Origin of the sequence: Streptomyces sp. Sge12, assembly GCF_002080455.1 — a bacterium.
GTDB lineage: Bacteria > Actinomycetota > Actinomycetes > Streptomycetales > Streptomycetaceae > Streptomyces.
In genome coordinates this window covers 4,364,402-4,389,818 of record NZ_CP020555.1, presented here as the reverse complement: position 1 = coordinate 4,389,818, position 25,417 = coordinate 4,364,402, and the positions used below count along the sequence as shown (strand labels likewise).

The window sequence follows — 25,417 nt, the reverse complement described above, 5'->3', positions numbered from 1 at the left end:
GGGCGGCCGGCCGGGCTACTTGTTCAGCGCGTCCACGCCGGCCTTGGCGAACTTCTCGTCCAGGTCACCGCTCGGCGCGCCGGCCACACCGACGCCCGCGACGGGCGCGCCGTCCGCCTGCACCGGGGTACCGCCACCGAGGAAGAGGGTGCCGGGGATGTCCTTCAGGTTCGGGGTCTGGGCGAGGCGGCCCACGAGCACCGAGGTCGGGGCGTTCCAGGACACGGCGGTGAAGGCCTTGCGCTGGGCCGACTCGTAGGACTGCGGGCCGGCGCCGTCGCCGCGGAGGGTGACGATGGTGTTGCCGTTGCGGTCGACGACGGCGACGGTCACCTTCTGGTTCTCGGACTCCGCGGCCTTCAGTGCGGCCTGGGCGGCGCGGGTCGCGGCGTCGACGGTCAGGTGCGTGGTCGTGGTGAAGTTCTTGCCGCTCGGGCCGTCCTTCTTCCCGGCCACGGAGACCTGGGCGGTCTCGGCGGCGGGGGTCGCGCTGGCGCTCACGGCACCGAAGGCGCCGGCGCCCAGGGCGACGGCGAGGGCGGTACCGGTGAGAACGCGGGTGCGGGTCTTCATCTCTGCTCCTGAGAACGGTGCCGCGGTGACGGCTTCGAGTCGGTCGGGTCCGGGCCGGTCGGACCGGCTCCTTCACTGCTCCAAGCCTCGGCCCGAAACCCCCCGCACCCCGTCCCCGTACCGGCTCGCCCCACCCACCGCACCGGCTGACCCAAGGGTCATCCAATCGGCCGATGCGCCCCGCCTCCGGCGGCGGAAGCATCAGCCCGCCGGCGTTTGAGGCGCGGGGTCCGGGGCGGAGCCCCGGCAGCGGCGCCGCAGCCGACAATGGACCCATGCCCCCGACCGAGGAGCACCCCGTGCACCCCGCACCAACGCCGACGCCGCCACCACCGGCACCGGCACCGGCACCCGCACCGGCACCCGCACCGCCGCGCGCCGACACCCGCACGCTGGCGACCGTCGCCCACACCGCCTTCTTCCTCCTCCTCGGCGCCTCCGTGGTCCGCTTCCTGCTCCGCCACCCCGGCGAACCCCGCACCCCGTGGATCATCGCCCTCAGCATCACCCTGGCCCTCCTCTACGTCCTCGGCCCCGCGCTCGGCGCCGCCCCCACCGCCCGGCGGCTCCTGTGGCTCGGCCTGGTCGTCACCATCTGGGTGGTCCTGGTCGTCCTCGCGCCGAGCTTCGCCTGGTGCGCCGTACCGCTGTTCTTCACCGCCCTGCGCACCCTCCCCCCGCGCGCCGCCGTCGTACTCGTGGCCCTGCTGACCGTCTTCGTGGTGATCGCCCAGCTGAAGCTGTCGAAGTCCTTCGACCCCAACCTCCTGCTGGCCCCGCCCGCCGTCGCCGCCCTCGCCACCGCCGTCTTCGTGCACATGGAACGCCAGGCCCAGGCCCAGCGCACGCTGATCGACGACCTGATCCGCACCCGCCGGGAGCTGGCCGCCACCGAGCGCCGCGAAGGCACCCTCGCCGAGCGGCAGCGGCTGTCCATGGAGATCCACGACACCCTCGCCCAGAACCTCTCCAGCCAGCAGATGCTGCTCCAGGCCGCGGACCGCACCTGGGAGAGCGACCCGGCCACCGCCCGCGCGCACGTCCGTACCGCCACCGGCATCGCCGCACACGGCCTCTCCGAGGCCCGCCGGCTCGTCCACGACCTGGCCCCGCCCGAGCTCGCCGGCGGCGCCGGCCTCGCCGACGCGCTGCGCTCCCTGGACGCCGGCCCGGACATCCAGGTCCGCTTCCACCTCGAAGGCACGCCGGCCCCGCTCCCCGACCGCGTCCAGTCCGCCCTGCTGCGCATAGCCCAGGGCGCGCTGGCCAACGTCCGCGAGCACTCGGGCGCCCGTACGGCCGCACTCACCCTGAGCTTCCTCGGCGACCAGGTCGTCCTGGACATCGCCGACGACGGCCACGGCTTCACCGCACCCCGCACCGACGCCGCCGAACGCGGGCACGGACTCCCGGCCATGCGGGCCCGCGTCCGCCAGCTCGGCGGCACCCTGACGATCGAATCCACGCCGGGCGAGGGCACCGTCCTCTCCGCGGCCATCCCCCTGGAGCCGGCCCCATGACGACGATCCTCCTGTGCGACGACCACGTCGTGGTCCGCGCCGGGCTGCTGGCCCTGCTCGGCAGCGAGCCGGACATCGAGGTCCTCGGCGAGGCGGGCAGCGGTGAGGAGGCGGTCGCCCTCGCCGCGAAACTCGGCCCCGACGTGGTCCTGATGGACCTCCAGCTGGGCGAGGGCATCGACGGGGTCGAGGCCACCCGCCGCATCACCGCGCTCCCCCGGCCCCCGCACGTCCTGGTCCTCACCACGTACGACACGGACGCGGACATCACCCGGGCGATCGGCGCGGGCGCCACCGGCTACCTCCTCAAGGCCGAACGCCCCGAGGAGCTCTTCGCCGCCATTCACTCCGCGGCCCAGGGCCGCACCACCCTGTCCGCACCGGTGGCCAGCCGGGTGATGGCCCACATGCGCGGCACCCGCCCCACCCTGACCGACCGCGAACTGGACATCCTCGGCCAGCTGGCCCGGGGCCTGGGCAACCGCGACATCGCCCGCGCCCTGTTCATCAGCGAGGCCACGGTCAAGACCCACCTGGGCCGCATCTACGACAAGCTCGGCGTCGACACCCGCGCGGGCGCGGTCTCGGTGGCCAAGGAACAGCGCCTGCTGCCCTGACACCGGAGGTGAGCGGCCCCGGGCTCACGTGACACCATCAGCTACGTGCTCGACATCGGCTACTCCCTCTCCCGGCGCTTCCCCGACCCCCCGCAGACCGACTACCGCTCCGCGGACGTCCACACCCTGCGGCACGACCTGTTCTGCGGGGACGTGTACCTCGCCGACACCAACGCCGACCGGGAAGTGTCCACAGCCTGGGGATGGGTGCCCGTGCTCGACTTCGCCTGGGCCCTGTGCGACATCGTCGAACAGCTCGACAAGGACCCCCGCGGGAACCGCTCCGCCAACCGGCAGTACGCCGAGCTCGACTTCACCGAGTCCACGGACCGGATGCTCTTCGAACGCCGCTTCGGCTGGGTCGACGTCGAGGCCGACTGGATGCCGGCCGAGGAGGCCCCGCTGACCTTCAGCCACCGCCTGCTGCGCCGCGAGGCCCGCGACTTCCTGCACGACCTCATCGCGGACCTGATCGACATGCACGACGGCCTGGCCGACAACCCGGCCATCTGGACCCTCCAGGCCCGCTTCCCGCGCGTCCCCGCGTAGCCCGACCGGCGTAGCCCGACCGGGGTCCCACCGGGGTGGTCCGACCGGGGTGGTCCGGTCACCCGGCGGACAGGGACTCCCGGAACACCTGCGTGGAACGCGGGTTCTGCCCGCACTGCCACACGCCGTGCGGGCAGTAGTCGGTGATGCTGTGGTAGAGCGGCCCGTGCTCGGCGAACCAGGCCAGCATGCCCCGTACGTACTCGGGATTGTCGCCGTGCCGGAACAGCCCCCATTCGGGGTACGAGATCCGCTTGCCGTGCGCCTTGGCGAAGTCGACCTGCTGCTGGAGTCCGTAGGGCTGGGTGACCTGCTCGTCGAAGGTACGGCCGGGCTCCTGGTCGTAGGAATCCATCCCGACGACGTCGACCACGTCGTCGCCCGGATAGCAGCTGGTCCAGGCGATCGCGTCACTTCCGCGATTGGGGGCGTAGTCGAACCGGAACCGCTGCCCCTCCACCGTGCGCATGGCGGCCACGATCCGCCGCCAGTACGTCTTCCAGTTCTCGGGGTCGGGCCGGCAACGGTGGGTGTAGTTGAAGCCGTTCATCTCCCAGCCGAGCACGATCACCGTGTCCGGCACCCCGAGGTCGACCAGCCGCCGGGCCAGCCGCCGGAAGTGGTGGTCGTTCGCCCCCTGCGCGCCGGAGCGGATCAGCTCGGCGACCCGGCCGTCGGGGACACCGGCCTCGTTGCGCTCCTGCATGGGCACGTTCAGGACGAACAGCCGATCGGCCCTCTCGTTGCGCCACCGTGCCCAGGTACGCAGGGAATCGGGCGCCCCCTCGATGTTCGCCCAGGTGTCACCGGGCAGGTACGTGTGCCCGGCGCGCAGCTCGGCGCCGCCGAGCCAGCGCGAGAGTTCCTGCATCCGCTCGACGCCGGGCGAGCCGTAGTGGAGGTACGCGCCCACGGCGACCTCGGTGGCCTCGGCGCCCTCGGTCCCCGCACTGCCCCCGGACCCGTCCCGCGGCGGCGGTGTGCCGAGCAGGCTCCCGATGAGGAGCAGGGCGACGGCGAGCGCACCGGCGCAGGCAACCGCCAGCCAGCGGAACCGATGGGACATGGCACCTCCACGGGCCTCGTGCACCGATACGTCTGCCTGCGACGTTAGGCACCCCGCCCGGTGAACTGCCCGTCCTGGGATCCGGATACTCGGCCATTCGCCGCAGCACCCGGCCGGGCTACGCCAGCACCCGCACCCCCAACTGGGCGGCGAACGCCGGAGCCAGCTCGAACAGCTGCCCCGGGCTGATCACGGCACCTCCCAGCGCCTCCACCCCCCGCGCGATCTCCAGCACGGCAACCCCCCGCAGATCCACATCCGCCATCCGGACCCCGCTGAAGTCCACCCCCCGCAGCGCGCAGTCCCGGAACTCCACCCGCTCCAGCACCGCCCCCGCGAAGTCCGGCTCCACCAGCACGCACCCCTCGAAGACCACGTCCTTGAGCCGCGCCTTCCGCAGGTTCAGGTAGTCGATCTTGCCCCCGCGCACCACCACCCGCTCCAGGACCGCCCCGTGCATCTGGACGCCGCCCATCCGCGCGTCCACCAGCTCCACGTCCCGCAACGAGGCACCCGCCAGGTCGGTCCCCACCCCCCTGACCTGCTCCAGCACCGAATCCAGGATCCGCGCCTTCGCCAGCCCCGCCTCGTCCAGCGCACACCGCCGCAGCGCGCAGTCCATGAACCGGGCCCCGATCCCCTCCTGCCCCGCCAGGTCGAGGTCCGCGAACTCCACGCCGTCGTAGTCCCCGTCCGGCTCCAGCCCGCCCCCGTCCCACCCGGTCAGCTCCGGCAGCCGCAGCTCCGGCCGCCGCGCCGCCTTCACCGTCTGCCGCTGCCCCTGCTGCCCCTGCTGCCCTTTGCGCACCATCCCCCCATCGTGAACCACCCCACTGACAACAGCAGCCGACGGCCGCCCTTGACCTCAACCCCACTCGAGGTCGCACCGTGGTCGTCATGCCCACCATGCGAGCCATCCGCCTCCACGCCTTCGGCCCCGCCGAGAACCTCACCCTCGAGCGCACGGACATCCCCGTCCCCGCCCCCGGCCAGGTCCGTATCGCCGTCGCCGCCGCCGGTGTCCACCTCCTCGACACCAGCCTCCGGCGCGGCATCCAGGGCCCGCCCGCCCCACTCCCCGAGCTGCCCACCGTCCCCGGCCGCGAGGTCGCCGGCACCGTCGACGCGCTCGGCCCCGGCACCGACCCCGCCTGGCTCGGCCGCCCCGTCGTCGTCCACCTCGGCTTCGCCCCCGGCGGCTACGCCGAATACGCCGTCGCCGACGCCGACCGCCTGCACCCCGTACCGCCCGGCCTGGAACCCGCCGAGGCCGTCGCCATGATCGGCACCGGCCGCACCACCCTCGGGATCCTCCAGTTCGCCGACCTCGGCCCGGACTCCGTCGCCCTGGTGCCCGCCGCCGCGGGCGGCATCGGCACCCTGCTCGTCCAGTACGCGGTGAACGCCGGCGCCACCGTCATCGCCCTCGCCGGCGGCCCCGCAAAAACCGCCCGGGCCGCCGCCAACGGCGCCCACCTCGCCCTCGACCACACCGACCCCGGCTGGGCCGACGCCGTACGCGCCCACCACCCCGGCGGCGCCACCGTCCTCTTCGACTCCGTCGGCGGCGAAACCGCCCGCACCGCCCTCGGCCTGCTCGCCCCCGGCGCCCGGCACCTCGTCTTCGGCTGGTCCGGCGGCCCCCTCCACCTCACCGACGCCGAACGCGCCGACCTCGCCGCCCGCTCCATCACCACCCGCAGCGTCCTCGGCCCGGCGATGCTCGAGCAGGTCGGCGCCCCCGACCCCCTGCGCGTCCTGGAAACCCGCGCCCTCACCGAAGCCGCCACCGGCCGCCTCCGCCCGGCCCTCACCCGCTACCCCCTCGCGGAAGCCGCCGCCGCCCACCACGCCCTGGAAACCCGCGCCACAACGGGCAAGGTCGTCCTGGAACCCTGAAGCCCCCTACTGCGCCCCGCCCAGTTCCTTCAGCGCGCCGTCCGTCAGGCGGTACACGTCCCACTCCTCCTGCGGGCGGGCGCCCAGGGCCTCGTAGAAGGCGATCGTCGGCGCGTTCCACTTCAGGACCGACCACTCCAGCCGCTCGTAGCCCTGCTCCACGCACGTCCGCGCCAGCTCCCGCAGCAGCGCCTTGCCGTGGCCGCCGCCGCGCACGCCCGGGCGTACGTACAGGTCCTCCAGGTAGATCCCGTGCACCCCGCGCCACGTCGAGAAGGACAGGAACCACAGCGCGAAGCCGACGACCTCCCCCTCCTCCGTCTCCGCGACGTGCGCGAACACCGCCGGGCGCGCCCCGAACAGCGCCTCCCGCAGCTGCTCCTCGGTGGCCCGCGCCTCGTGCGGCACCTTCTCGTACTCCGCGAGCTCGCGGATCATCGCCCGGATGGCAGGGACGTCGGTGACTTCAGCGCTACGGATCATGCCCGCAGCCTAGAACGCGGCGCGCAGCACCTCCGCGACCGCCAACTGGTCCTCGTCCAGGTGCTCTTCCCCGTCCGCCACGTCCCACAGGCAGTTCTGGAGCACCCGGCCCAGCGTCCAGGCCCGCGCCCGTTCCCGGTCCAGACCGACCGCCTCCGTCAGCAGGTCGAACCGCCACCGCACGTCCGCGGCACGGAAGTTGTTGACGATCGCCGGCAGCAGCTCGAAACCCGGATCGCCCGCCAGCGGCTTCGGGTCGATCGCCAGCCACGGCTCCCGGCCGCCCGCCAGCACGTTGCCGTAGTGCAGGTCCCAGTGCAGCAGCCGGTCCCCCGGCTCCCCGGCGACCTCCGCCACCGCCGCCGCGCAGTCCGCCAGCAGCCGCCGGTCCCGCTCCCGCCCCAACCGCCCCAGCGCCTGCGGCACCTCCTCCAGCATCCCCGCGGCCATCTCCCCGAGCCCCCGCAGCCCGGCCGGGGCCGGCACCGCCGTCAGCCGCGCCAGCAACTCCCCGACCACTGCCACCGCCCGCCGCGGGTCGCTCCGCGCGAGCACCGACAGGTCCCGGGCCTCGTCCAGCCGTTCCAGCAGCAGGGTGCCCGTACCCGCGTCGTGCGCGAGCAGCCGTACGCTGCCCCGCCCGGCCCACGCGCGCAGCGCGGCCGGCTCCCCCGCGCTCTCCTCGTCCACCGCCACCAGCTTCAGCACGGCCGCGCTCCCGTCGGCCCGCACCACCGGCAGCACCAGAGCCGTCATCCCGTGCATCGCGGGCCCGGCGCGACGCAGCCCCCACTCCTCCAGAAACCGGGCGGCCCGAGCAGGCAACCCGGCGATGAACTCCCGTCCGGCGTCCCCGTTGTACGGAACCTGCGCCTCGACCAACCCGTCCGGAACCTCGACCATCCCCCAACGCTATTCCCCTACGGGGGTGCTCGGCGGTGTACGGCCCGGGCCTCCGCCCCGCCGTTGCACGGGGCTCCGCCCCGGACCCCGCGCCTCAAACGCCGGCGAGGCTTGATTGGGCGGATCTCGAGAGGGTCGGTGCCCCGCACGAGGGTCTCCTCGGCTCGGCCCCACGCACCGGCACAGGCCGACACCACGCACCACTGAGCCTCGCCGGCGATTGAGGCGCGGGTCCGGGCAGAGCCCGGCACACCACCGCCGAGCCGCCCGCAGGGCACCCGGCAGGGTACGGCCCCGCCGCCCCGCCCGCACCCGTCATCCGGCCCACCGTACGGCCCCGACGCACGACACCCCGTCCCTGGACACCCTTCCAAAACGGGGTGTACCAACTCCCCCATGACGATCAACGGCGGTATTTCCTTCTGGTACGCGTCCGAGCGAAACGGCACGCCGCCCACCCCACCCCGCGCACCCCTCACCGGCGATGCCACCGCCGACGTCGTCATCATCGGCGGCGGCTACACCGGCCTGTGGACGGCCTATTACCTGAAGAGCGCCGCCCCCGACCTCCGGGTCACCGTGCTGGAGCAGAAGTTCTGCGGCTACGGCGCCTCCGGCCGCAACGGCGGCTGGCTCTACAACGGCATCGCCGGCCGCGACCGGTACGCCGCCCTCCACGGCCCCGACGCCGCCCGCCGCCTCCAGCACGCCATGAACGAGACCGTCACGGAGGTCATCGGCATCGCCGCCAAGGAGGGCATCGACGCCGACATCCACCGCGGCGGCGTCCTCGAGGTCGCCCGCACCCCCGCCCAACTCGCCCGGCTGAAGGCCTTCCACGCCCACGAGGTCGACTTCGGCGAGAGCGACCGCGAACTCCTCGACGCCCCCGCCACCCGCGCCCGTATCGACATCGCCGACGCCGTCGGCTCCAGCTGGAGCCCGCACGGCGCCCGCATCCACCCCCTGAAGCTGGTCAAGGGCCTGGCCGCGGCCGTCGAGGCCCTCGGGGTGGTCATCCACGAGTCCACGCCGGTCACCGAGATCGCCCCGCGCCGCGCCGTCACCCCGTACGGCACGGTCCGCGCCGCCCACGTACTGCGCTGCACGGAGGGCTTCACGGCCGCCCTCAAGGGCCAGAAGCGCTCCTGGCTCCCGATGAACTCCTCGATGATCGTGACGGCCCCCCTCCCGCCCGAGACCTGGTCCCGGCTGGGCTGGTCGGACAGCACGCTCCTCGGGGACATGGCCCACGCCTACATGTACGCCCAGCGCACCGCCGACGACCGGATCGCGATCGGCGGGCGCGGGGTCCCGTACCGCTTCGGCTCCCGCACCGACAACGACGGCCGTACCCAGCCGGCCACCGTCTCCTCCCTGACCGACCTGCTGACGTCCTTCTTCCCGCAGCTCGCCGGTACGGAGATCAGCCACGCCTGGTCGGGCGTGCTCGGCGTGCCGCGCGACTGGTGCGCCACCGTCACCCTGGACCGCGCCTCGGGCCTGGGCTGGGCGGGCGGCTACGTCGGCTCGGGCGTCGCCACCGCCAACCTCGCCGCCCGCACCCTGCGCGACCTGGTCCTCGGCGAAGCCACCGAGCTGACCACCCTCCCCTGGGTCAACCACCGCGTCCGCCGCTGGGAGCCGGAGCCCTTCCGCTGGCTCGGCGTCCAGGCCCTCTACGCCGCCTACCGCGAGGCGGACCGCCGCGAGGCCGCCGCCCACACCCCGACGACCACCCCGCTGGCCCGCCTGGCCGACCGCATCTCGGGCCGCCACTGACCCCGGCCCCCACACCGCCCCCACCGCCCCCGGGAACGCGAAAACCCCGGCTCAGAGATCTGAGCCGGGGTTCCGGTGGGGCCCCCTGTCGGATTCGAACCGACGACCTACGCATTACAAGTGCGTTGCTCTGGCCGGACTGAGCTAAGGAGGCACGGCAGGCCCGTGTGTACTGCGCGCGAAGCCGCCATCACTCTACACAGCGCGCGATTGGCCGGGCCATCGCATTGAAGGCGCCCGGGTGAGCACCGCGTGAGCACCGACGCACGTCCCGGGTACTGACAGAAGCCGTTCCGCCAGGTAGCGTCGGGCGGAAGTCCGATTACTGGACTAGACCTTCCACTCGGATCGTCCGGCACGTTCCTGCCGGTAGAAGGGATTCATCACCATGGCTTCTGTCACTTTCGACAAGGCGACCCGGCTGTACCCCGGTGGCGACAAGCCCGCCGTGGACCAGCTGGAGCTGGAGATCCACGACGGCGAGTTCCTCGTCCTCGTCGGCCCGTCCGGCTGCGGCAAGTCCACCTCGCTGCGCATGCTCGCCGGCCTGGAGGACGTCAACGGCGGCGCCATCCGCATCGGTGACCGCGACGTCACGCACCTGCCGCCCAAGGACCGGGACATCGCGATGGTGTTCCAGAACTACGCGCTGTACCCGCACATGACCGTCGCCGACAACATGGGCTTCGCGCTCAAGATCGCCGGCGAGGACAAGGCCACCATCCGCAAGAAGGTGGAGGACGCGGCGAAGATGCTCGACCTCACCCAGTACCTCGACCGGAAGCCGAAGGCGCTCTCGGGCGGTCAGCGCCAGCGCGTCGCCATGGGCCGCGCCATCGTGCGCAAGCCGCAGGTGTTCCTCATGGACGAGCCGCTGTCGAACCTCGACGCCAAGCTCCGCGTCTCCACCCGCACCCAGATCGCCGCGCTCCAGCGCGACCTCGGCATCACCACCGTCTACGTCACCCACGACCAGGTCGAGGCCATGACCATGGGCGACCGCGTGGCCGTGCTCAAGGACGGGCTGCTCCAGCAGGTCGACACCCCGCGCAACATGTACGACCGCCCCGCGAACCTCTTCGTCGCCGGCTTCATCGGCTCCCCGGCCATGAACCTGGTCGAGGTCCCGATCACCGACGGCGGCGTGAAGTTCGGCGACAGCGTCGTCCCGGTGTCGCGCGAGGCGCTGTCCGCCGCTGCCGACGCGGGCGACCGCACCGTCACGGTCGGCGTCCGCCCCGAGCACTTCGACGTCGCCGAGACGGGCGGTCTGACCATGGTCGTGAACGTCGTCGAGGAACTCGGCGCCGACGGCTACGTCTACGGCTCCACCTCGACCGGCGAGGGCTCGCAGGACCTCGTGGTCCGCGTGGGCGGCCGCCAGGTCCCGGAGAAGGGCTCCAGCCTCCACGTGGTGCCGCGCGCGGACGAGATCCACGTCTTCTCGACCTCCTCCGGCGAGCGGCTGTCCAAGTAGCAGCTCCCGCAGGGTCCAGCAGGGTTGGAGGGGCGTCCCGTCAAGGGGCGCCCCTCCGGCGTTCGTTGCGTTCGCTGCCCGGCGCCCACGTCGGCCCGAACCCCGGCAGACCGGGCCATTCGGCCCCGGCCGTCAACCCCCAATTCGAAAAACCACGTCGAACCATCCCCCGACAGAGTGACTAAATGTCGCCAAATCTTCACCGAGCGCTACTCTCGCCCTCGTGACCCACACTGCCCGCCGTATCGGCCGTTCCCTCGCCCTGGTCCTGCCCGTCGTCCTGGTGCTGTCCGGGACCCTCGCGGTCACCATGGTCCCTTGGGCGGACACTTCGTCCTCCCAGGTCCTGACCGCCTCCGCCGAGGACGTCTCCGTCCCCGCGAAGCCGCGCGCCGCGCACGAGGTGCTGCGCGAGCAGCTCGTCGGCGAGCTGCAGCAGGGCGGCCGGCCGGACGACGTCCTCACCCACCTCCAGCAGGAAGTGAACAAGCGGCCCTCGCTCGCCGAGCACTGCGTGGGGATCGCGCGGGCGCTGGGCCGGGCCGCCGTCGACGCGTACGGCCCGACGAAGGCGCAGTCCTTCGCCCGCCCCGTCTGCGACACCTCGTACGCCTCCGGCGTCGCCTCCATGGGCTGAGGCGCGCCACCTCCCTACGCTGGCCGCCATGACCGACGACCACCGATCCGACCCTCCCGTTCCCTCCGCAGCCGCGTTCCCCGCCGCCCCCACCCAGGCCGTCGTCCTGGCGGGCGGCCAGGGGTCGCGGCTGCGCCCGTACACGGACGACCGTCCGAAGCCGATGGTCGAGATCCCCGGTACGGGGGTGCCGATCATCGGGCACCAGCTGGCCTGGCTGGCCGCCGAGGGGGTCACGGACGCCGTGGTCTCCTGCGGGCACCTCGCCGAGGTGCTCCAGGAGTGGCTGGCCGGGGCCCGGTTGCCGCTCCGGGTGACCACGGTGGTCGAGGAGGAGCCGCTGGGCCGCGGCGGCGGCCTCAAGTACGCCGCGCGCCGGCTGCCGCACCCCGACCGGTCCTGGTACGCGACCAACGGCGACGTGTGGACCCGCTTCTCGCTCCGCGAGATGGCCGCCTTCCACGCCGAACGGGACGCGGTGGCCACCCTGGCGCTGGCCCGGCCGCGGATCCCGTGGGGGGTCGTGGAGACCAATGAGTTCGGGCACGTACTGGACTTCATCGAGGCCCCGCCGTCGCCCTACCTCGTCAACGCCGGGGTGTACGTCTTCAGCGCCGAATTCGCCTCGCTGCTCCCGGACTTGGGCGATCACGAGCGCACGACCTTCCCGCGGCTGGCCCGTGAGCGGCGGCTCGCGGGCTTCCCGCTGCCCCAGGGGGCCTACTGGCGGGCGATCGACACGGCGAAGGACCTCACCGAGGCCGCACGGGAGTTGGCGGCCCAGACGGGCCCCTGAGGCTCCTACGCCTCCCCGACCCGCACCACGCACCCCCGCACCCCCGCACCCCCGCACCCCCGCACCGCCCGTACGCGGCTTCGCGCCCCCGGGAGCACCCGGCCCCCGGGAGCCCCCGGCACACGCGAAGGGGCCCGGCACGCTCGTGCGTGCCGGGCCCCGCTTCCTCCGTACCCGGTGTCAGCCGATGAGGCCGCCGATCAGGCCCGGCTGCTTCGCCGCCGGAGCCCCGCCGCCCGTGCTGCTCCCCGAGGAGGAGGACGGCTGCCGCGGCGAGGAGGACTGCCGGGGGGTGCTGCGCGGGGTCTGCTTGCCGGTGGTGCCCCGCGTCGCGGTGGGCGACTCGGAACGCGTCCCCGAGGTCCCCTTGGAGGGGGTGCCGGACGCGGTCTTCCCGGACTTCGCGGCGGGCTCGGTCGCGCTCGCCGAGGGCGACGCCGCCTTGGTGGGCGGCTGCGAGGGCTGCTGCTGACCCGGCTTCTGCCGAGCCGGCTCCTGCGGCAGCGGGCGCCCCGGCAGGTAGTTGCTGGGGGCCTCGCCCGGCCCGGGCACGGTGACCACGGTGGAGGAGCGGACGGCCCCGCCGAGCAGCGAGCCGACGAGCAGGGTGAGCCCGCAGACCACGGTGGCCATGACGGCCCCGCGGCGCAGCACGCGCCGCCGCAGCCGCCAGATCTCGGAGCGCGGCCCGAGGGTCCGCCAGGCCTCGCCGGCGAGGCGGCCGTCGAGGGAGTAGACCGGGGCGCCCGCGATGATCAGCGGGCTCCACGCGGCGAGGTAGATGATGTCGGGCGCGTCGTAGGCCGGGACGGTCTTCCAGCTCACCGTCATCAGCAGCGCGGCGGACAGCAGCGCCCCGAAGCAGGCGGCGAACCGCTGCCACAGGCCGAACACCGTCAGCACGCCCACGATGACCTGGAGGAAGGCCACGCTCAGGCCGGCACCCACCGGGTGCGCGAGCGCGAAGTCGCGCAGCGGCTCGGCCAGCGCCCAGGGGGTCAGCGTGTGCAGCCAGGTGACCATGGAGCCGCGCTCGCCGCCGTCGAAGTAGACGGGGTCGCACAGCTTGCCCATGCCGGCGTAGATGGAGATGAAGCCGAGGAAGACGCGCAGCGGGAGCAGCACGACGCCGAGGTTCATCCGGCGGCCCGGGTAGTACGAGGCCTGCCCGCGCGTGTCGGGGCCGGTCCGGCGGGAGTCCGCGCCGGACCCGGAGCCGGGCGGCTCCTGGTACGGCAGGTCCCGTACGGCGGCCAGCGGGCGCGTCTCGGCCGGGTCCCCGTAGCTGCGCTGGCCGATGACGGTCGGCGTGGCGACGGTGTCCTCGGCGAGGTCGTGGGCCAGGTCGATGCGCGGGATGACCTGGGTGGCGCCGCCGTCGTACTCGTCGTGCCCGCGGCCGGCCTCGCGGACGGCCTGGAGCAGTCCGCCCATGGCCGCGGCGTCGCCGGCGTCGGACTTGCCGCTCCAGACCACGGGGGCCCGGCGGCGGGTGGCCCCGGCGGCTGCCACCGCGGCGCCACCCAGGACGGGTGCGCGGCCGGGGGCCTTCGCGGGCTTGGAACGCGCGCTCGGGCTCGGTGCGAGCCGCACGCGGAAGCTGGCGTGGTTGACGATGACCTGTGCGGGATCGCACGGCACCTTGACCATGCTCAGCGCGGGCTGGTCGTCGAACCCTGACGTTCTGGTGTCCACACTCATCTAACCGAGTGATCAGTGTTTAGGACACTGCCTTGACGTCAGTGATGTGTCCGAGACCCGTCAAGATCAAGCCACCCCGCCCGAATCGGGCGGGGTGACACGCTCACGGGTCACATTCCCTGAGCCAAGTGGATCAAGCGCGGCCGCGTACGGCGCGGCGGCGGGCCGCCTCGTACAGCACGACGCCCGCGGCGACACCGGCGTTGAGCGACTCGGCGCCGCCCGGCATGGGGATGCGCACGAGGTAGTCGCAGTTCTCGCCGACGAGACGGCCGAGGCCCTTGCCCTCGGAGCCGACGACGATGACGACCGGGCCGCCGAGCGCCTCCAGGTCGTTCACCGTGTGCTCGCCCTCGGCGGCGAGGCCGACGATGGCGATGCCGGCCTTCTTGTAGTCCTGGAGGGCGCGGGTCAGGTTGGTGACGCGCGAGACCGGGGTACGGGCGGCGGTGCCGGCCGAGGTCTTCCAGGCTCCGGCGGTCATGCCGGCGGCGCGGCGCTCGGGGATGACCACGCCGTGGCCGCCGAAGGCGGAGACGGAGCGGACGATGGCGCCGAGGTTGCGCGGGTCGGTGACGCCGTCGAGGGCGACGATCAGCGGCTCGTCGCCGTTGTCGTAGGCGGCCGCGGTGAGGTCCTCGGGGTGCGCGTACTCGTACGGCGGGACCTGGAGCACCATGCCCTGGTGGTTGAGCCCGTTGGTCATGCGGTCGAGCTCGGGGCGCGGGGCTTCCATCAGGTTGATGTTGCCGCGCTCGGCGGCGAGCTGGAGGGCCTCGCGGACGCGCTCGTCGTTGTCGATGAACTGCTGGACGTAGAGCGTCGTGGCCGGGACTCCGTCGCGCAGCGCCTCGAAGACCGGGTTGCGGCCGACGACCATCTCGCTGGTGCCCTTGGGGCCGCCGCGGCGCGGGGCGGGGCGGCGCTTGGCGGCCTGGCGGGCCATGGCGTTGCTGATGCGGTTGGCCTTGTGCTTCTTGCGGTCCTCGGCCTTGGGCGTGGGGCCCTTGCCCTCCAGGCCCTTGCGCCGCTGGCCACCGCTGCCGACCGTGGCGCCCTTCTTGTTGGACGTGCGGCGGTTCCTGCGCTGGCTGTTCCCGGCCATGACCTCTACCTGTTTTCGTTGGTACTGCGATATGTACGTATGAAGAGTGTGCCGCCCGGAGCGCCGGGCGGCACACCAAGACCGTCCGGCCGGACTCGGGCCGGGGCCGGGCTCAGCGGGGGCCGAGCGTCCAGCGCGGGCCCGTCGGGCTGTCCTCGATGACCAGCCCGGACTGCTGGAGCTGGTCGCGGATCGCATCGGCGGTCGCCCAGTCCTTGCGGCCCCGGGCGGACTCGCGCTGCTCCAGGACGAGCCGTACGAGGGTGTCCACGGCGCCGTGCAGCTCCTCGCCGCGGTCGGCGCCGTTCCCGCCGTCCCAGTGGGGGTCGAGCGGGTCCAGGCCGAGGACGCCCAGCATGGCCCGTACCTCGGACAGGCGCGCGATGGCCGCGTCCTTGTCGTCGGCGGCGAGCGCGCTGTTGCCCTGTCGGACCGTGGTGTGGACGATGGCGAGCGCCTGCGGGACGCCCAGGTCGTCGTCCATGGCCTCGGCGAAGGCGGGCGGCACCTCGGCCGCCGGCTCGACGCGGCCGCCGGCCTTCTCGATGACGCGCTGGTAGAAGCCCTCGATCCGGGCGAAGGCCGACTCCGCCTCGCGCAGGGCCTCCTCGCTGTACTCGATCATCGACCGGTAGTGCGGGGTGCCCAGGTAGTAGCGCAGCACGATCGGGCGCCACTGCTTGACCATCTCGGAGACGAGCACCGAGTTGCCGAGCGACTTGGACATCTTCTCGCCGGACATGGTGACCCAGGCGTTGTGGACCCAGTACTTGGCGAACTCGTCGCCGAAGGCCTGGGCCTGGGCGATCTCGTTCTCGTGGTGCGGGAAGATCAGGTCGAGCCCGCCGCCGTGGATGTCGAAGGCCTGGCCGAGGTACTTGTGCGCCATGGCGGAGCACTCCAGGTGCCAGCCGGGGCGGCCGCGGCCCCACGGCGTCTCCCAGGAGGGCTCGCCGGGCTTCGCGGACTTCCACATGGCGAAGTCGCGCGGGTCGCGCTTGCCGGTCTCGCCGGTGCTCTCCGGCTGGCGGATGTTGTCGAGCTCCTGGCGGGAGAGCGAGAGGTAGCCGGGGAAGGACTTCACGTCGAAGTAGACGTTGCCCTCGGACTCGTACGCGTGACCGCGCTCGATGAGCCCGCGCATCATCTCGATCATCTCCGGAACGTGCCCGGTGGCGCGGGGCTCGTAGGTCGGCCGCAGGCAGCCGAGCGCGTCGTAGCCGGAGTTGAAGGCCAGTTCGTTCTCGTAGCCGATGGACCACCAGGGGCGGCCCTGTTCGGCCGCCTTGGCGATGATCTTGTCGTCGATGTCGGTGACGTTGCGGATGAAGGTCACGTCGTAGCCGCGGTAGGCGAACCAGCGGCGCATGACGTCGAAGTTCAGGTACGAGCGGATGTGCCCGATGTGCGGGGCGGCCTGCACCGTGGCGCCACACAGGTAGATCGAGACACAGCCCGCGGTGAGCGGGGTGAAGTCGCGGATCTGCCGGGCGCTGGTGTCGTACAGGCGAATAGTCACGGCATCCAGGGTAGTGGGCCTGTAGCAGTGCCCCGCGACCCTTTCGGGACCCGGGGCACCTTTGTTGCCGAAGATGTACGGCCGCTACGGGTATTCAGGCCCGGTTCGTCCGGTACACGAGGGCCGTGGCGATGGCGGCCAGCCCCTCCGCGCGGCCGGTGAGACCCAGCCCGTCGGTGGTGGTGCCCGAGACGGAGACGGGGGCGCCGGCCGCGGCCGCGAGCGTCTTCTGTGCTTCTTCGCGCCGCTTGCCGACCTTCGGGCGGACGCCGATCACCTGGATGGCGATGTTGCCGATCTCGAAGCCCTCGGCGCGGACGATACGGGCCGCCTCCGCCAGAAGGGTGACACCGGCGGCGCCGGACCACTCGGGGCGGGAGGTGCCGAAGTGCGCGCCGAGGTCACCGACACCGGCGGCGGAGAAGAGCGCGTCGCAGGCGGCGTGGGCGGCGACGTCGCCGTCGGAGTGGCCGGCGAGACCGTCCTCGCCCTCCCAGAGCAGGCCCGCGCACCACAGTTCGCGGCCGGTCTCGAAGGCGTGCACGTCGGTGCCGATGCCGACGAGCGGGATCAGCGGGGCCGCCGCAGCGGCCGGAGCGGCGGGAGCGGTCGGAGCGGTGGGCTCAGTAGCCATCGGTGGCCCTCCTGCGGGCGAGTACGGCCTCGGCGAGGACCAGGTCGAGCGGACGGGTGACCTTGAAGGCCTCTTCGTGGCCGGGGATCACCACGACGGTGACACCGAGCCTCTCCACCATGCCGGCGTCGTCGGTGGCGCCCTCGCCGTCGACGGCGATCTCGGCGTGCGCGCGCAGCAGGGTGGCGAGGTCGAAGCCCTGCGGGGTCTGGACGGCGCGCAGCCGGGCCCGCTCGGGCGTGCCGAGGACCGGCTCCGCCTCGCCGGGCTTGCCGGGCTCGACCTCCTTGACCGTGTCGGCCAGCGGCAGGGCGGGCACCACGGCGGGCGCTCCGTCGCGTACGGCCTCGACGACCGCGTCCACGGTGTCCACGGGGACGAGCGGGCGGGCCGCGTCGTGGATGAGTACGGAGGTGACGTCCGCGGGCAGCGCGTCCAGTCCGGCGCGGACGGACTCCTGGCGGGTGTCCCCGCCGGGGACGACCAGCAGCTCGGTGCGCTCGGGCAGCGCGTGCTCGCCGAGCAGCAGGCGCACCTCGGCGGCCTCGGCGGGCGGGGCGACGACCACGACGAGGGAGACCGCGCGGGAGCGGGCCATCGCGCGGACGGCGTGGATGAGCATCGGGGTGCCGCCGAGGGCCCGCAGGGCCTTGGGGGCGCCCGGACCGAGGCGTACCCCCCGGCCGGCGGCCGGGATCACCGCGGCGGTGCGGTGGGGACGCGTTACGTCAGACATCAGTAGCTCCGAGCCAGGTTTGTGACTTCGGCCGACATGGGTATGGCCTGAAGGGTGCCGGGTGCGACGCCCTCGCCCCTTCCGTGACGACCGGTCGAGCAGGCTGCCCGGGCCCGGCACGCCATCGCGATGGCGGCGATGGTGGTAGTGAGGCAGTGAGTACAAGAGGTACGGATACAGACATGCCGCAGCGCCCGGCAACAGGCCTCTCGTGGAGGAGAGACCTTGTCATCGGGCACCGCGGCAAGCTGTGCACCAAACTGCTTACGGGGAGTCGCGTCAGGACGCGAGCACCTCGTCGAGGAGGGCCTCGGCCTTGTCCTCGTTCGTGTTCTCAGCGAGCGCGAGCTCGCTCACCAGGATCTGGCGTGCCTTCGCGAGCATGCGCTTCTCACCCGCGGAGAGTCCGCGCTCGCGCTCACGACGCCACAGGTCACGCACCACTTCGGCGACCTTGATGACATCGCCAGAAGCGAGCTTCTCCAGATTTGCCTTGTAGCGCCGGGACCAGTTCGTCGGCTCTTCTGCATACGGTGCGCGGAGCACCTCGAAGACCCGGTCCAGCCCGTCCTGGCCGACTACGTCGCGAACGCCGACGAACTCCGCATTGTCCGCAGGCACACGAACCGTCAGGTCGCCCTGGGCGACCTTGAGCACCAAGTAGGTCTTGTCCACGCCTTTGATCTGACGAGTCTCAATGGCCTCGATCAGCGCGGCCCCGTGATGGGGATAGACCACGGTGTCGCCAACCTTGAACGTCATGTGACAGGTACCCCTTCCGTGGCTATCCAGGGTAACACGAGAACTGACTGTTATGAATGGCGTTTTCGCAGGTCAGGGCACATCTCGGGGCTTGACAACAGCAACAGGAACGTGCTGCGAAGGGCTTCCGGAAGGGGGTATTCGCAGGTCGGGGGCGCTGCGCGGACCAGGCGAAAGGGCCACGCTACACCTGCCCGGCACCCCCATCCGTGTGACGTACGTCCCGTTTTGCCGGGTTCCGAGTCGGGAAACCGAACTACTCCGTTCGACTGGCGGCCGCCCCTGCCGGGCAGTTCCGGCCCAATCCCGAATTGATCACGGAGAGGCGTTCGAGGGAATCCGGAAATTGATCAACGGGGGCCCGGCGCACGATATGCGAGCACCACAAGATCGGCGCGGTGACGGGATGGCGGACGCGACGGTGAACGGCGAGCGGAATGCAAGATCGCGGGGCGCTGCCAGGGTGGCGGCTCCGCTGCGGAGGGTCGGGTGCGGGGGCGGGGCGGCGGCTCGGTAACCTAAGCGCGCTGACACACCCTTAGAGCGGCTTTACCTCGGCCGTTCCGAGCGACCACCTGCCCCTTCCGTTCGTCCAAGGAGTTGCCGCCGCCGTGAGCCGCAGCCTTCGACGCGGCGCCCTCGCCGCCTCTGCCGTCGTGTTCTCGATCGCCTCGCTGGCCGCGTGCGGTGCGGGCCAGGACGCGCAGACCCTCCAGATCAAGCCGGACAACGCCGCCGCATCGAAGGGCGAGATCGAGGTCCAGAACGCGCTGGTGATCACCCAGGGCGAGAAGGACAAGAAGGGCCCCGCGGTCGTCTCGGCGACGCTCTTCAACAACGGCACCAATGCGCAGACGCTTGACGCCATCACCCTCCCGGGTGGCAAGGGCAAGGTCGTCCTGAAGCCCGCCGAGGGCGCCGGCAAGATCACCGTCCCGGCCCTGGGCTCCGTGGTGATCGGCGGCAAGGGCAACGCCTCCGCCGTGATCGAGAACGGTGCCGAGGCCGCCAGGGACGGCCAGGTGCAGCGCGTCGTCTTCCAGCTGAGCAGCACGGGCGGCATCGAGCTGCAGGCCTTCGTGGTCCCCAACACCGGCATGTGGGCGCCGTTCGGCCCCACCGCGGCCCCGGCCGCGCCGTCGGGCTCCCCGTCCGGCCTTCCCTCGGGCGCGCCGTCGGGCTCCCCCTCCGGCTCCCCGTCGGCCGGCGCCTCCGGTTCCGCCGCCTCGGGCGCGCCGTCGGGTTCCCCCTCGGGCAGCGCGGGCGCCACCCCGTCGGGCTCCGCCTCGCACGCCGCGGGCCACTGACACACGCGAACGGGAAGGGCCCCCACCCGCTGATGCGGGTGGGGGCCCTTCCCGTTGCTCCGACTGCTCCGACGCCCCACAGTCCCGTTCCGGCCTCCGGCCGGCCCCGGACTGCGGCGACGGGTCCGGCCTACGGCTCGAACTTGTAGCCCAGGCCGCGGACCGTGACCAGGTAGCGGGGTGCGCCCGGGTCCGGCTCGAGCCCCTTCCACGTGCGCCTCTCGCGCGGTGAGGCCCCGGGGGGCCTCACCGGCTTCGCGACGCTGCGCCGCCCTCCGGCCGGCCCCGGACTGCGGCGACGGGATCGGCCTACGGCTCGAACTTGTAGCCCAGGCCGCGGACCGTGACCAGGTAGCGGGGTGCGCCCGGGTCCGGCTCGATCTTGGCCCGCAGGCGCTTGACGTGGACGTCCAGCGTCTTGGTGTCGCCGACGTAGTCGGCGCCCCAGACCCGGTCGATGAGCTGCATACGGGTCAGCACGCGGCCCGCGTTGCGCAGCAGCATCTCCAGCAGGTCGAACTCCTTCAGCGGGAGGTCCACCTTGCCCCCGGCGACGGTGACCACGTGGCGGTCGACGTCCATCCGTACGGGGCCGGCCTCCAGTGCCGCCGGGGTGACCTCCTCCGGCTCGCCGCGGCGGCGCAGCACCGCGCGGATGCGGGCGACCAGCTCGCGGGAGGAAAAGGGCTTGGTGACGTAGTCATCTGCTCCTATCTCCAGCCCGACGACCTTGTCGATCTCGCTGTCCTTGGCGGTCACCATGATCACGGGCACGTTGGACCGGCCGCGCAGCTGCCGGCAGACCTCGGTGCCGGGCAGGCCGGGAAGCATCAGGTCGAGGAGGACGAGGTCGGCGCCGTTGCGCTCGAACTCGTCCAGCCCGTCGGGCCCGGTCGCGGCGATGGCGACCTCGAAGCCCTCCTTGCGGAGCATGTAGGACAGGGCGTCGCTGAAGGATTCCTCATCCTCGACGACGAGCACTCGGGTCACGGAAGGACCTCCGGGGCAGGAATGGCTGGAGCGGTTCTGGTTCAGGCAGGGGTCGGGTGGGTGCGGGGGGCCGCCGCCGGGGCCGGCGCGGCTGCTTCGGGGAGTCGCAGGGTGAAAGTGGAACCCTGGCCCTCCGAGCTCCAGACCGACACCTCCCCACCGTGCGAGGCGGCCACGTGCTTCACGATCGCAAGGCCGAGGCCCGTTCCTCCCGTGGCGCGGGAGCGGGCCGGGTCCACGCGGTAGAAGCGCTCGAAGATGCGCTCGCGGTCCTTTTCCGGGATACCGATGCCCTGGTCGGTCACGGCGATCTCGATCAAGTCTCCCCCAGGAGCCGCCACCCTGCGTCCGGCGATGCCGACGCGGGTGCGGGCGGGGCTGTAGTTGACGGCGTTCTCGACCAGATTTCCGAGGGCGGCCGCGAGCTGTCCGCGGTTGCCCCATACCCGCAGGTCGGCGGTGCCGCCCGCGGCCATGGTGATCTGTTTGGAGGATGCCGTGTGGCGGCAGCGGTCGATGGCCTCGGCGACGAGCGTGTCCACGCGCACGGGCTCGGCGTCCTCCAGCGGGTCGTCGTTCTGTACCCGGGAGAGGTCGATGAGCTCCTGTACGAGGTTGATCAGCCGGGTGGACTCGATCTGCATGCGGCCGGCGAAGCGGCTGACCGCCTCGGGGTCGTCCGCGGCGTCCATGACGGCCTCGGACAGCAGGGAGATCGCCCCGACCGGGGTCTTCAGCTCGTGCGACACGTTGGCCACGAAGTCGCGGCGTACGGCTTCGATGCGGCGGGCCTCGGTGAGGTCCTCCACCAGCAGGAGCACCAGGCGGGAGCCGAGCGGGGCGACGCGCGCCGAGACCGCGAGGGCCTCGCCGCGGCCGGTGCCGCGCCGCGGCAGGTCCAGCTCGACCTGGCGTATCTCCCCGTCGCGGCGGGTGTCGCGGGCCATGTGGAGCATGGGCTCCACGGCGAGCTTGCCGCCGCGGACCAGTCCGAGGGCGTACGCCGCCGAGCTGGCCTTGACCACCGCGTCGCCCTCGTCCAGTACGACCGCCGAGGAGCGCAGCACGGAGAGGACGGTGTCCACGCCGGGCGGGAGCACCGCGTTGATGTCGGGGCGCATGGAGCTCCGGGTGGGGCGGGCCTGGTCGCGCTCGCTCCAGCGGAACGCCAGCATCGCGATCACACCGGTGCACAGACCGGCGATCGCTGCAGCTGCGGCGACCGCCGCGTTCACGTCCATGGATCCAGGTTAAGCAGGCCGGACGACACTTCCACAGCCGTTCGGGTGGCACCTCGAACACTCGTCGCCCAGAGTTCACCCTGACGACCGGGTTGATTCACTTGTGATGCCGGAGTCGGACGCGTTTGCGGCTCACCGTGTCAACGTGGGGGCCGATGGCCACCCGGCCCGCTCAGGGCAGTACGTGCAGTAAGCAGTAGTAGTAGGTCGAGAGAGGGACACGAGACATGCGCGACGCGTACCACGAGGAACTGGACTCGATCGGAGAAGGCCTCGTCGAGATGGCCCGGCTCGTCGGTTCCGCGATCGGGCGGGCGACGACGTCCATGCTCGACGCCGACCTGAAGCTCGCCGAGAGCGTCATCGCCGCCGACCAGAAGGTCGACGACCTCCAGCACGACCTGGAGGCGCGCGCGATCGCCCTGCTGGCCCGCCAGCAGCCGGTCGCCACCGACCTGCGCATCGTCGTGACCTCGCTGCGGATGAGCGCCGACCTGGAGCGCAGCGGCGACCTGGCCCAGCACGTGGCGAAGCTCGCCCGGCTGCGCTTCCCGGACACAGCCGTGCCGCGCGACCTGCACGCCACCATCCTGGAGATGGGGCAGCTGGCGCAGCGCCTGATGGCGAAGGCCGCCGAGGTCATCATCACGAAGGACGTCGACCTCGCCCTCCAGCTGGAGCAGGACGACGACGAGATGGACCAGCTGCACCGCACGCTGTTCCAGCACCTGATGGACGACCGCTGGAAGCACGGCATCGAGACGGCGGTGGACGTGACCCTGCTGGGCCGCTACTACGAGCGCTTCGCGGACCACGCGGTGTCGGTGGCCAAGCGCGTGGTCTACCTGGTGACGGGTGAGCACGCGGACGACCTCCAGCAGCCGACCCAGGTCGACGGCATCTGAGACGGGCCACCGAGCCCCAATGCGCCGTTGACGCGCCGGTACCGCTGGGCATGAATGAGGGCGAGAGCGGTCGTCGTACGAAGTCCCGTATGCCGCGGGGCACCGCCTCTGCGAGGAGGAACCATGCCCGATTCCCCCGTCCCCATCACCCCTGAGCAGGCGGAGCCGCCGCGGCCGGAGCCGCTGCGGCTGCCCCTGCTCGCGGCCTGCGGCTGCGGCTCGGGCTGCGGCTGCGGCTGCCAGTCCGGCGCCCCCTGCCAGTGCGGCGGCTGACCGCCGCCGCCACCGGCTTCACGCGCACGCAAAGGGCCCCGGCCGAGTCTCCTCGGCCGGGGCCCTTTCGCGTGCGCGCACACCGACGGATCGCCGCGGACTTCCGGGCCGGGCGGGGTCAGTCCTGGAGGAAGTAGCCGCTCACGTCGGCGATCACGTCCACGGAGCCCTCGTGGTTGTAGATGCTCACCGCGTCGGCCCAGACGTTGGAACCGCAGTAGTTCAGATCGGGGAGCCGGCCGGTCACCGCGTTCGCGACGGTCTGCCCGGCCGTGAAGTTGAGGTTCGAGTACTCGGGCCACATCCCCTGGAAGCGCTCGCAGCCCGTGCTGGGGGCGGCCGACAGGTGGCTGCCGGCGGTGCCGTTGGTCGCGGTGACGTTCATGGTCACGCCGGTGACCCCGAACGGCGGGATGCCGTACTTCCACGAGTTGGGCTGGATGTCCAGCTCCTTGTGCTCGCCGAGCGGCTTGCCCGGCGCCTCTCGGGTGTCCAGGACCCGGGTGGGGCCGGTCGGGACGAACCTCGCGCCGGTGTCGGAGTAGTAGCCGCTGATGTCGGCGATCAGCGCGACGTTCCCGGAGTGGTTGTAGAACTCGACCTTGCCGTCGGCCCCGACCGGGACGGTCACCTGGTTGGGGACGGTCTGCCCCGCCGTGAAGTTGAGGTTCGAGGCGGTCGGCCGCGCCGCTCCGTGCGGGTAGGCGGTGACGAAGCTGCTCGCCGTCGGGTTGGCGGCCGTCACGTTCAGGGTCACCGCCTTGGCACCGGGGTACTTGCCCGCGACGTCCAGGGTGATGGTCCCGCCCGACCCGACCGGTCCGAACGGGCGCTCCGGGGTGCCCGGGTTGAGCCAGGGGTCACGGGTGTCCATCAGCCGCTTCGGGCTGACACCGGTGAACCGCAGCCCACTGTCCCCCTCCAGGTAGTAGCCGCTGATGTCCGCGACCAGATCGACCGTGCCGGTGTGGTTGTAGAGGTCGACGGTGCCGTCGGCCCCGACCGGGACGGTCACCTGGTTGGGGACGGTCTGCCCCGCCGTGAAGTTGAGGTTCGAGGCGGTCGGCCGCGCCGCTCCGTGCGGGTGGGCGGTGACGAAGCTGCCCGCGGTCGGGTTGGTGGCCGTCACGTTCAGGACCACCGCGGTGACACCGGCGGCCGGCACACCGGCCCGGCCCGCGATCCCCACGTTGACCGACCCGCCGGAACCGACCTTGGCCGCCGGCGCCCCCAGGCCGCCGCGGGTGTCGAGCAGCCGGGTGGGCGTCACCGGCACGAAGGTGCCGGGAGTGCCGAAGGTGACCGGCTTGGTGCCCGCGCGGGCGAAGTAGTCGAAGGTCAGCGGCATCGGGTTGGGGTCGTAGCCGGGCCCGGTGGCCCTCAGCTCCGCCTTCAGCTCGGTGCTCCCCTCCCGGGGCGCGCCGGACAGCTGGAGGAACACCCCCATGCAGTTGTTGGTGCAGGCCGGGATCCGCACCGTCATCGCACCGTCCCGGTGGACCGTCCAGCGGCGCGCGGTCCAGTCCTCGCCCCACTCGGTGTTGGAGAAGTTGGTGCGGACCCGCAGCATCTGGGCGAGCTGCTGCGGGGAGTACCCCGCGGCCTTCACCGACTCGGCGGTGAGCGTCAGCTGCAGGTCGGTGCCGATCCAGTTCTTGCCGGAGTCGGGGCTGGTCAAGTTGATCCAGCAGCCCGAGCCGGCGTCCTCGCCGCCCGGCACGAACACCGCCCTCTCGGCCGGATCGAACAGCGGCCCGCCCCAGCCGTTCGTGCAGAAGTTCCAGAGCTTGGGCAGCTCACCGGCGGCCAGGGCGCTCTGGAACGGCAACAGGCCGGAGAGCAGCAGCGCCCCGGCCGTCGCGGCCAGGACGCGGTTGGTCTTGCGCATACAGATTTCCCCCAAGAAAGCCGACCGACTCCCCCTGAGTCGATCTTCGGAAAA

Annotated in this window: 25 protein-coding genes and 1 tRNA gene; 11 read left to right on the top strand and 15 right to left on the bottom strand. The window is 72.5% G+C overall.

Annotated features, from left to right (window positions below):
- Nucleotides 1–15: 15 nt before the first annotated feature.
- Nucleotides 16–573: a GlcG/HbpS family heme-binding protein gene (locus B6R96_RS19675; protein ID WP_081523080.1), complete on the bottom strand. Its 558-nt coding sequence runs from the start codon at nt 571–573 to the stop codon at nt 16–18.
- A gap of 275 nt (nt 574–848) precedes the next feature.
- On the opposite strand from B6R96_RS19675, the gene B6R96_RS19670 reads away from it, so the two are divergent.
- The 3 genes from B6R96_RS19670 to B6R96_RS19660 are packed head-to-tail and all read left to right on the top strand — an operon-like array spanning nt 849 to nt 3,259.
- A complete protein-coding gene (locus tag B6R96_RS19670) occupies nt 849–2,093 on the top strand; it encodes a sensor histidine kinase (RefSeq protein ID WP_081523079.1) in 1,245 nt (414 codons plus the stop codon).
- On the top strand, nt 2,090–2,710 hold the full coding sequence (locus B6R96_RS19665) for a response regulator (RefSeq protein WP_030387306.1): 621 nt from the start codon (nt 2,090–2,092) through the stop codon (nt 2,708–2,710). The genes B6R96_RS19670 and B6R96_RS19665 overlap by 4 nt, the downstream gene beginning before the upstream one ends.
- Nucleotides 2,711–2,755: 45 nt before the next feature.
- Nucleotides 2,756–3,259 carry a hypothetical protein gene (locus B6R96_RS19660; protein WP_079405330.1) on the top strand — a complete coding sequence of 168 codons (504 nt, stop codon included), beginning with the start codon at nt 2,756–2,758 and terminating at the stop codon, nt 3,257–3,259.
- Nucleotides 3,260–3,317: 58 nt separating this feature from the next.
- Here B6R96_RS19660 and B6R96_RS19655 read toward each other — a convergent pair whose 3' ends face one another.
- Both B6R96_RS19655 and B6R96_RS19650 read right to left on the bottom strand, forming a co-directional pair.
- Complete coding sequence (locus B6R96_RS19655) at nt 3,318–4,325, bottom strand: glycosyl hydrolase (RefSeq protein WP_081523078.1); 1,008 nt, start codon at nt 4,323–4,325, stop codon at nt 3,318–3,320.
- 118 nt (nt 4,326–4,443) lie between these two features.
- Complete coding sequence (locus tag B6R96_RS19650; RefSeq protein WP_081523077.1) at nt 4,444–5,136, bottom strand: pentapeptide repeat-containing protein; 693 nt, start codon at nt 5,134–5,136, stop codon at nt 4,444–4,446.
- Between the two features lie 95 nt (nt 5,137–5,231).
- Here B6R96_RS19650 and B6R96_RS19645 point away from each other — a divergent pair, with 95 nt between their 5' ends.
- Nucleotides 5,232–6,224, top strand: a complete 993-nt coding sequence (locus tag B6R96_RS19645; RefSeq protein ID WP_081525163.1) for a zinc-binding dehydrogenase — start codon at nt 5,232–5,234, stop codon at nt 6,222–6,224.
- Nucleotides 6,225–6,230: 6 nt separating this feature from the next.
- Here B6R96_RS19645 and B6R96_RS19640 read toward each other — a convergent pair whose 3' ends face one another.
- Together B6R96_RS19640 and B6R96_RS19635 are read right to left on the bottom strand one after the other, a co-directional pair.
- Nucleotides 6,231–6,707 (bottom strand): GNAT family N-acetyltransferase, encoded by a 477-nt coding sequence (locus B6R96_RS19640; RefSeq protein ID WP_081523076.1) that lies wholly within the window; start codon nt 6,705–6,707, stop codon nt 6,231–6,233.
- A 9-nt stretch (nt 6,708–6,716) separates the two neighbouring features.
- Nucleotides 6,717–7,610 (bottom strand): aminoglycoside phosphotransferase family protein, encoded by an 894-nt coding sequence (locus B6R96_RS19635; protein ID WP_081523075.1) that lies wholly within the window; start codon nt 7,608–7,610, stop codon nt 6,717–6,719.
- 396 nt (nt 7,611–8,006) lie between these two features.
- Between B6R96_RS19635 and B6R96_RS19630 the strand changes: the two genes are divergently transcribed.
- Complete coding sequence (locus B6R96_RS19630) at nt 8,007–9,392, top strand: NAD(P)/FAD-dependent oxidoreductase (protein WP_081523074.1); 1,386 nt, start codon at nt 8,007–8,009, stop codon at nt 9,390–9,392.
- Nucleotides 9,393–9,468: 76 nt separating this feature from the next.
- On the opposite strand, the gene B6R96_RS19625 is transcribed toward B6R96_RS19630, so the two are convergent.
- A tRNA-Thr gene (locus B6R96_RS19625) sits at nt 9,469–9,546 on the bottom strand.
- 234 nt (nt 9,547–9,780) lie between these two features.
- Here B6R96_RS19625 and B6R96_RS19620 point away from each other — a divergent pair.
- From B6R96_RS19620 to B6R96_RS19610, 3 genes are all read left to right on the top strand, one after another.
- Nucleotides 9,781–10,869, top strand: coding sequence for an ABC transporter ATP-binding protein (locus B6R96_RS19620; RefSeq protein WP_030387295.1), 1,089 nt, complete (start codon nt 9,781–9,783; stop codon nt 10,867–10,869).
- A 223-nt stretch (nt 10,870–11,092) separates the two neighbouring features.
- Nucleotides 11,093–11,506, top strand: coding sequence for a hypothetical protein (locus tag B6R96_RS19615; RefSeq protein WP_030387294.1), 414 nt, complete (start codon nt 11,093–11,095; stop codon nt 11,504–11,506).
- 28 nt (nt 11,507–11,534) lie between these two features.
- Complete coding sequence (locus tag B6R96_RS19610) at nt 11,535–12,302, top strand: nucleotidyltransferase family protein (protein ID WP_081523073.1); 768 nt, start codon at nt 11,535–11,537, stop codon at nt 12,300–12,302.
- Nucleotides 12,303–12,482: 180 nt separating this feature from the next.
- On the opposite strand, the gene B6R96_RS19605 is transcribed toward B6R96_RS19610, so the two are convergent.
- The 6 genes from B6R96_RS19605 to B6R96_RS19580 all read right to left on the bottom strand — a co-directional run bounded on the left by B6R96_RS19605 (nt 12,483) and on the right by B6R96_RS19580 (nt 18,759).
- The gene (locus tag B6R96_RS19605) at nt 12,483–14,003 is read right to left on the bottom strand and encodes a DoxX family protein (RefSeq protein ID WP_081523072.1); all 1,521 of its coding nucleotides are present in this window, start codon (nt 14,001–14,003) and stop codon (nt 12,483–12,485) included.
- 133 nt (nt 14,004–14,136) lie between these two features.
- Entirely contained in the window at nt 14,137–15,108 is a 972-nt protein-coding gene (rlmB, locus tag B6R96_RS19600) for a 23S rRNA (guanosine(2251)-2'-O)-methyltransferase RlmB (protein ID WP_030387291.1), read from the bottom strand.
- Nucleotides 15,109–15,220: 112 nt separating this feature from the next.
- The gene (cysS, locus tag B6R96_RS19595; RefSeq protein ID WP_081523071.1) at nt 15,221–16,627 is read right to left on the bottom strand and encodes a cysteine--tRNA ligase; all 1,407 of its coding nucleotides are present in this window, start codon (nt 16,625–16,627) and stop codon (nt 15,221–15,223) included.
- 94 nt (nt 16,628–16,721) lie between these two features.
- Nucleotides 16,722–17,261 carry a 2-C-methyl-D-erythritol 2,4-cyclodiphosphate synthase gene (gene ispF, locus B6R96_RS19590; RefSeq protein WP_053704479.1) on the bottom strand — a complete coding sequence of 180 codons (540 nt, stop codon included), beginning with the start codon at nt 17,259–17,261 and terminating at the stop codon, nt 16,722–16,724.
- The gene (gene ispD, locus B6R96_RS19585; protein ID WP_030387288.1) at nt 17,251–17,997 is read right to left on the bottom strand and encodes a 2-C-methyl-D-erythritol 4-phosphate cytidylyltransferase; all 747 of its coding nucleotides are present in this window, start codon (nt 17,995–17,997) and stop codon (nt 17,251–17,253) included. Before ispD ends, ispF begins: the two co-directional genes overlap by 11 nt.
- A gap of 279 nt (nt 17,998–18,276) precedes the next feature.
- Nucleotides 18,277–18,759, bottom strand: a complete 483-nt coding sequence (locus B6R96_RS19580) for a CarD family transcriptional regulator (protein WP_003953493.1) — start codon at nt 18,757–18,759, stop codon at nt 18,277–18,279.
- Nucleotides 18,760–19,370: 611 nt separating this feature from the next.
- Between B6R96_RS19580 and B6R96_RS19570 the strand changes: the two genes are divergently transcribed.
- On the top strand, nt 19,371–20,066 hold the full coding sequence (locus tag B6R96_RS19570) for a hypothetical protein (protein WP_053171944.1): 696 nt from the start codon (nt 19,371–19,373) through the stop codon (nt 20,064–20,066).
- Between the two features lie 309 nt (nt 20,067–20,375).
- On the opposite strand, the gene B6R96_RS19565 is transcribed toward B6R96_RS19570, so the two are convergent.
- Together B6R96_RS19565 and B6R96_RS19560 are read right to left on the bottom strand one after the other, a co-directional pair.
- The gene (locus B6R96_RS19565; protein WP_030387286.1) at nt 20,376–21,056 is read right to left on the bottom strand and encodes a response regulator transcription factor; all 681 of its coding nucleotides are present in this window, start codon (nt 21,054–21,056) and stop codon (nt 20,376–20,378) included.
- 41 nt (nt 21,057–21,097) lie between these two features.
- Entirely contained in the window at nt 21,098–22,297 is a 1,200-nt protein-coding gene (locus B6R96_RS19560) for a sensor histidine kinase (RefSeq protein ID WP_051779372.1), read from the bottom strand.
- 227 nt (nt 22,298–22,524) lie between these two features.
- Here B6R96_RS19560 and phoU point away from each other — a divergent pair, with 227 nt between their 5' ends.
- Both phoU and B6R96_RS37715 read left to right on the top strand, forming a co-directional pair.
- On the top strand, nt 22,525–23,202 hold the full coding sequence (phoU, locus tag B6R96_RS19555) for a phosphate signaling complex protein PhoU (RefSeq protein ID WP_081523070.1): 678 nt from the start codon (nt 22,525–22,527) through the stop codon (nt 23,200–23,202).
- Between the two features lie 123 nt (nt 23,203–23,325).
- Nucleotides 23,326–23,475, top strand: a complete 150-nt coding sequence (locus B6R96_RS37715; RefSeq protein ID WP_184791560.1) for a hypothetical protein — start codon at nt 23,326–23,328, stop codon at nt 23,473–23,475.
- Between the two features lie 118 nt (nt 23,476–23,593).
- Here the strand turns inward: B6R96_RS37715 and B6R96_RS19550 are convergent, their stop codons facing one another.
- On the bottom strand, nt 23,594–25,363 hold the full coding sequence (locus B6R96_RS19550) for a hypothetical protein (RefSeq protein ID WP_081523069.1): 1,770 nt from the start codon (nt 25,361–25,363) through the stop codon (nt 23,594–23,596).
- Between the last annotated feature and the right edge of the window lie 54 nt (nt 25,364–25,417).

Excerpts from the sequence above, each read along its gene's own strand:
- B6R96_RS19675 (WP_081523080.1), bottom strand. The coding sequence starts at position 573 with ATGAAGACCCGCACCCGCGTTCTCACCGGTACCGCCCTCGCCGTCGCC.
- B6R96_RS19670 (WP_081523079.1), top strand. The coding sequence starts at position 849 with ATGCCCCCGACCGAGGAGCACCCCGTGCACCCCGCACCAACGCCGACG.
- B6R96_RS19665 (WP_030387306.1), top strand. The coding sequence starts at position 2,090 with ATGACGACGATCCTCCTGTGCGACGACCACGTCGTGGTCCGCGCCGGG.
- B6R96_RS19655 (WP_081523078.1), bottom strand. The coding sequence starts at position 4,325 with ATGTCCCATCGGTTCCGCTGGCTGGCGGTTGCCTGCGCCGGTGCGCTC.
- B6R96_RS19650 (WP_081523077.1), bottom strand. The coding sequence starts at position 5,136 with ATGGTGCGCAAAGGGCAGCAGGGGCAGCAGGGGCAGCGGCAGACGGTG.
- B6R96_RS19645 (WP_081525163.1), top strand. The coding sequence starts at position 5,232 with ATGCGAGCCATCCGCCTCCACGCCTTCGGCCCCGCCGAGAACCTCACC.
- B6R96_RS19640 (WP_081523076.1), bottom strand. The coding sequence starts at position 6,707 with ATGATCCGTAGCGCTGAAGTCACCGACGTCCCTGCCATCCGGGCGATG.
- B6R96_RS19635 (WP_081523075.1), bottom strand. The coding sequence starts at position 7,610 with ATGGTCGAGGTTCCGGACGGGTTGGTCGAGGCGCAGGTTCCGTACAAC.
- B6R96_RS19630 (WP_081523074.1), top strand. The coding sequence starts at position 8,007 with ATGACGATCAACGGCGGTATTTCCTTCTGGTACGCGTCCGAGCGAAAC.
- B6R96_RS19620 (WP_030387295.1), top strand. The coding sequence starts at position 9,781 with ATGGCTTCTGTCACTTTCGACAAGGCGACCCGGCTGTACCCCGGTGGC.
- B6R96_RS19610 (WP_081523073.1), top strand. The coding sequence starts at position 11,535 with ATGACCGACGACCACCGATCCGACCCTCCCGTTCCCTCCGCAGCCGCG.
- B6R96_RS19605 (WP_081523072.1), bottom strand. The coding sequence starts at position 14,003 with ATGAGTGTGGACACCAGAACGTCAGGGTTCGACGACCAGCCCGCGCTG.
- rlmB (WP_030387291.1), bottom strand. The coding sequence starts at position 15,108 with ATGGCCGGGAACAGCCAGCGCAGGAACCGCCGCACGTCCAACAAGAAG.
- ispF (WP_053704479.1), bottom strand. The coding sequence starts at position 17,261 with ATGGCTACTGAGCCCACCGCTCCGACCGCTCCCGCCGCTCCGGCCGCT.
- ispD (WP_030387288.1), bottom strand. The coding sequence starts at position 17,997 with ATGTCTGACGTAACGCGTCCCCACCGCACCGCCGCGGTGATCCCGGCC.
- B6R96_RS19580 (WP_003953493.1), bottom strand. The coding sequence starts at position 18,759 with ATGACGTTCAAGGTTGGCGACACCGTGGTCTATCCCCATCACGGGGCC.
- B6R96_RS19560 (WP_051779372.1), bottom strand. The coding sequence starts at position 22,297 with ATGGACGTGAACGCGGCGGTCGCCGCAGCTGCAGCGATCGCCGGTCTG.
- phoU (WP_081523070.1), top strand. The coding sequence starts at position 22,525 with ATGCGCGACGCGTACCACGAGGAACTGGACTCGATCGGAGAAGGCCTC.
- B6R96_RS37715 (WP_184791560.1), top strand. The coding sequence starts at position 23,326 with ATGCCCGATTCCCCCGTCCCCATCACCCCTGAGCAGGCGGAGCCGCCG.
- B6R96_RS19550 (WP_081523069.1), bottom strand. The coding sequence starts at position 25,363 with ATGCGCAAGACCAACCGCGTCCTGGCCGCGACGGCCGGGGCGCTGCTG.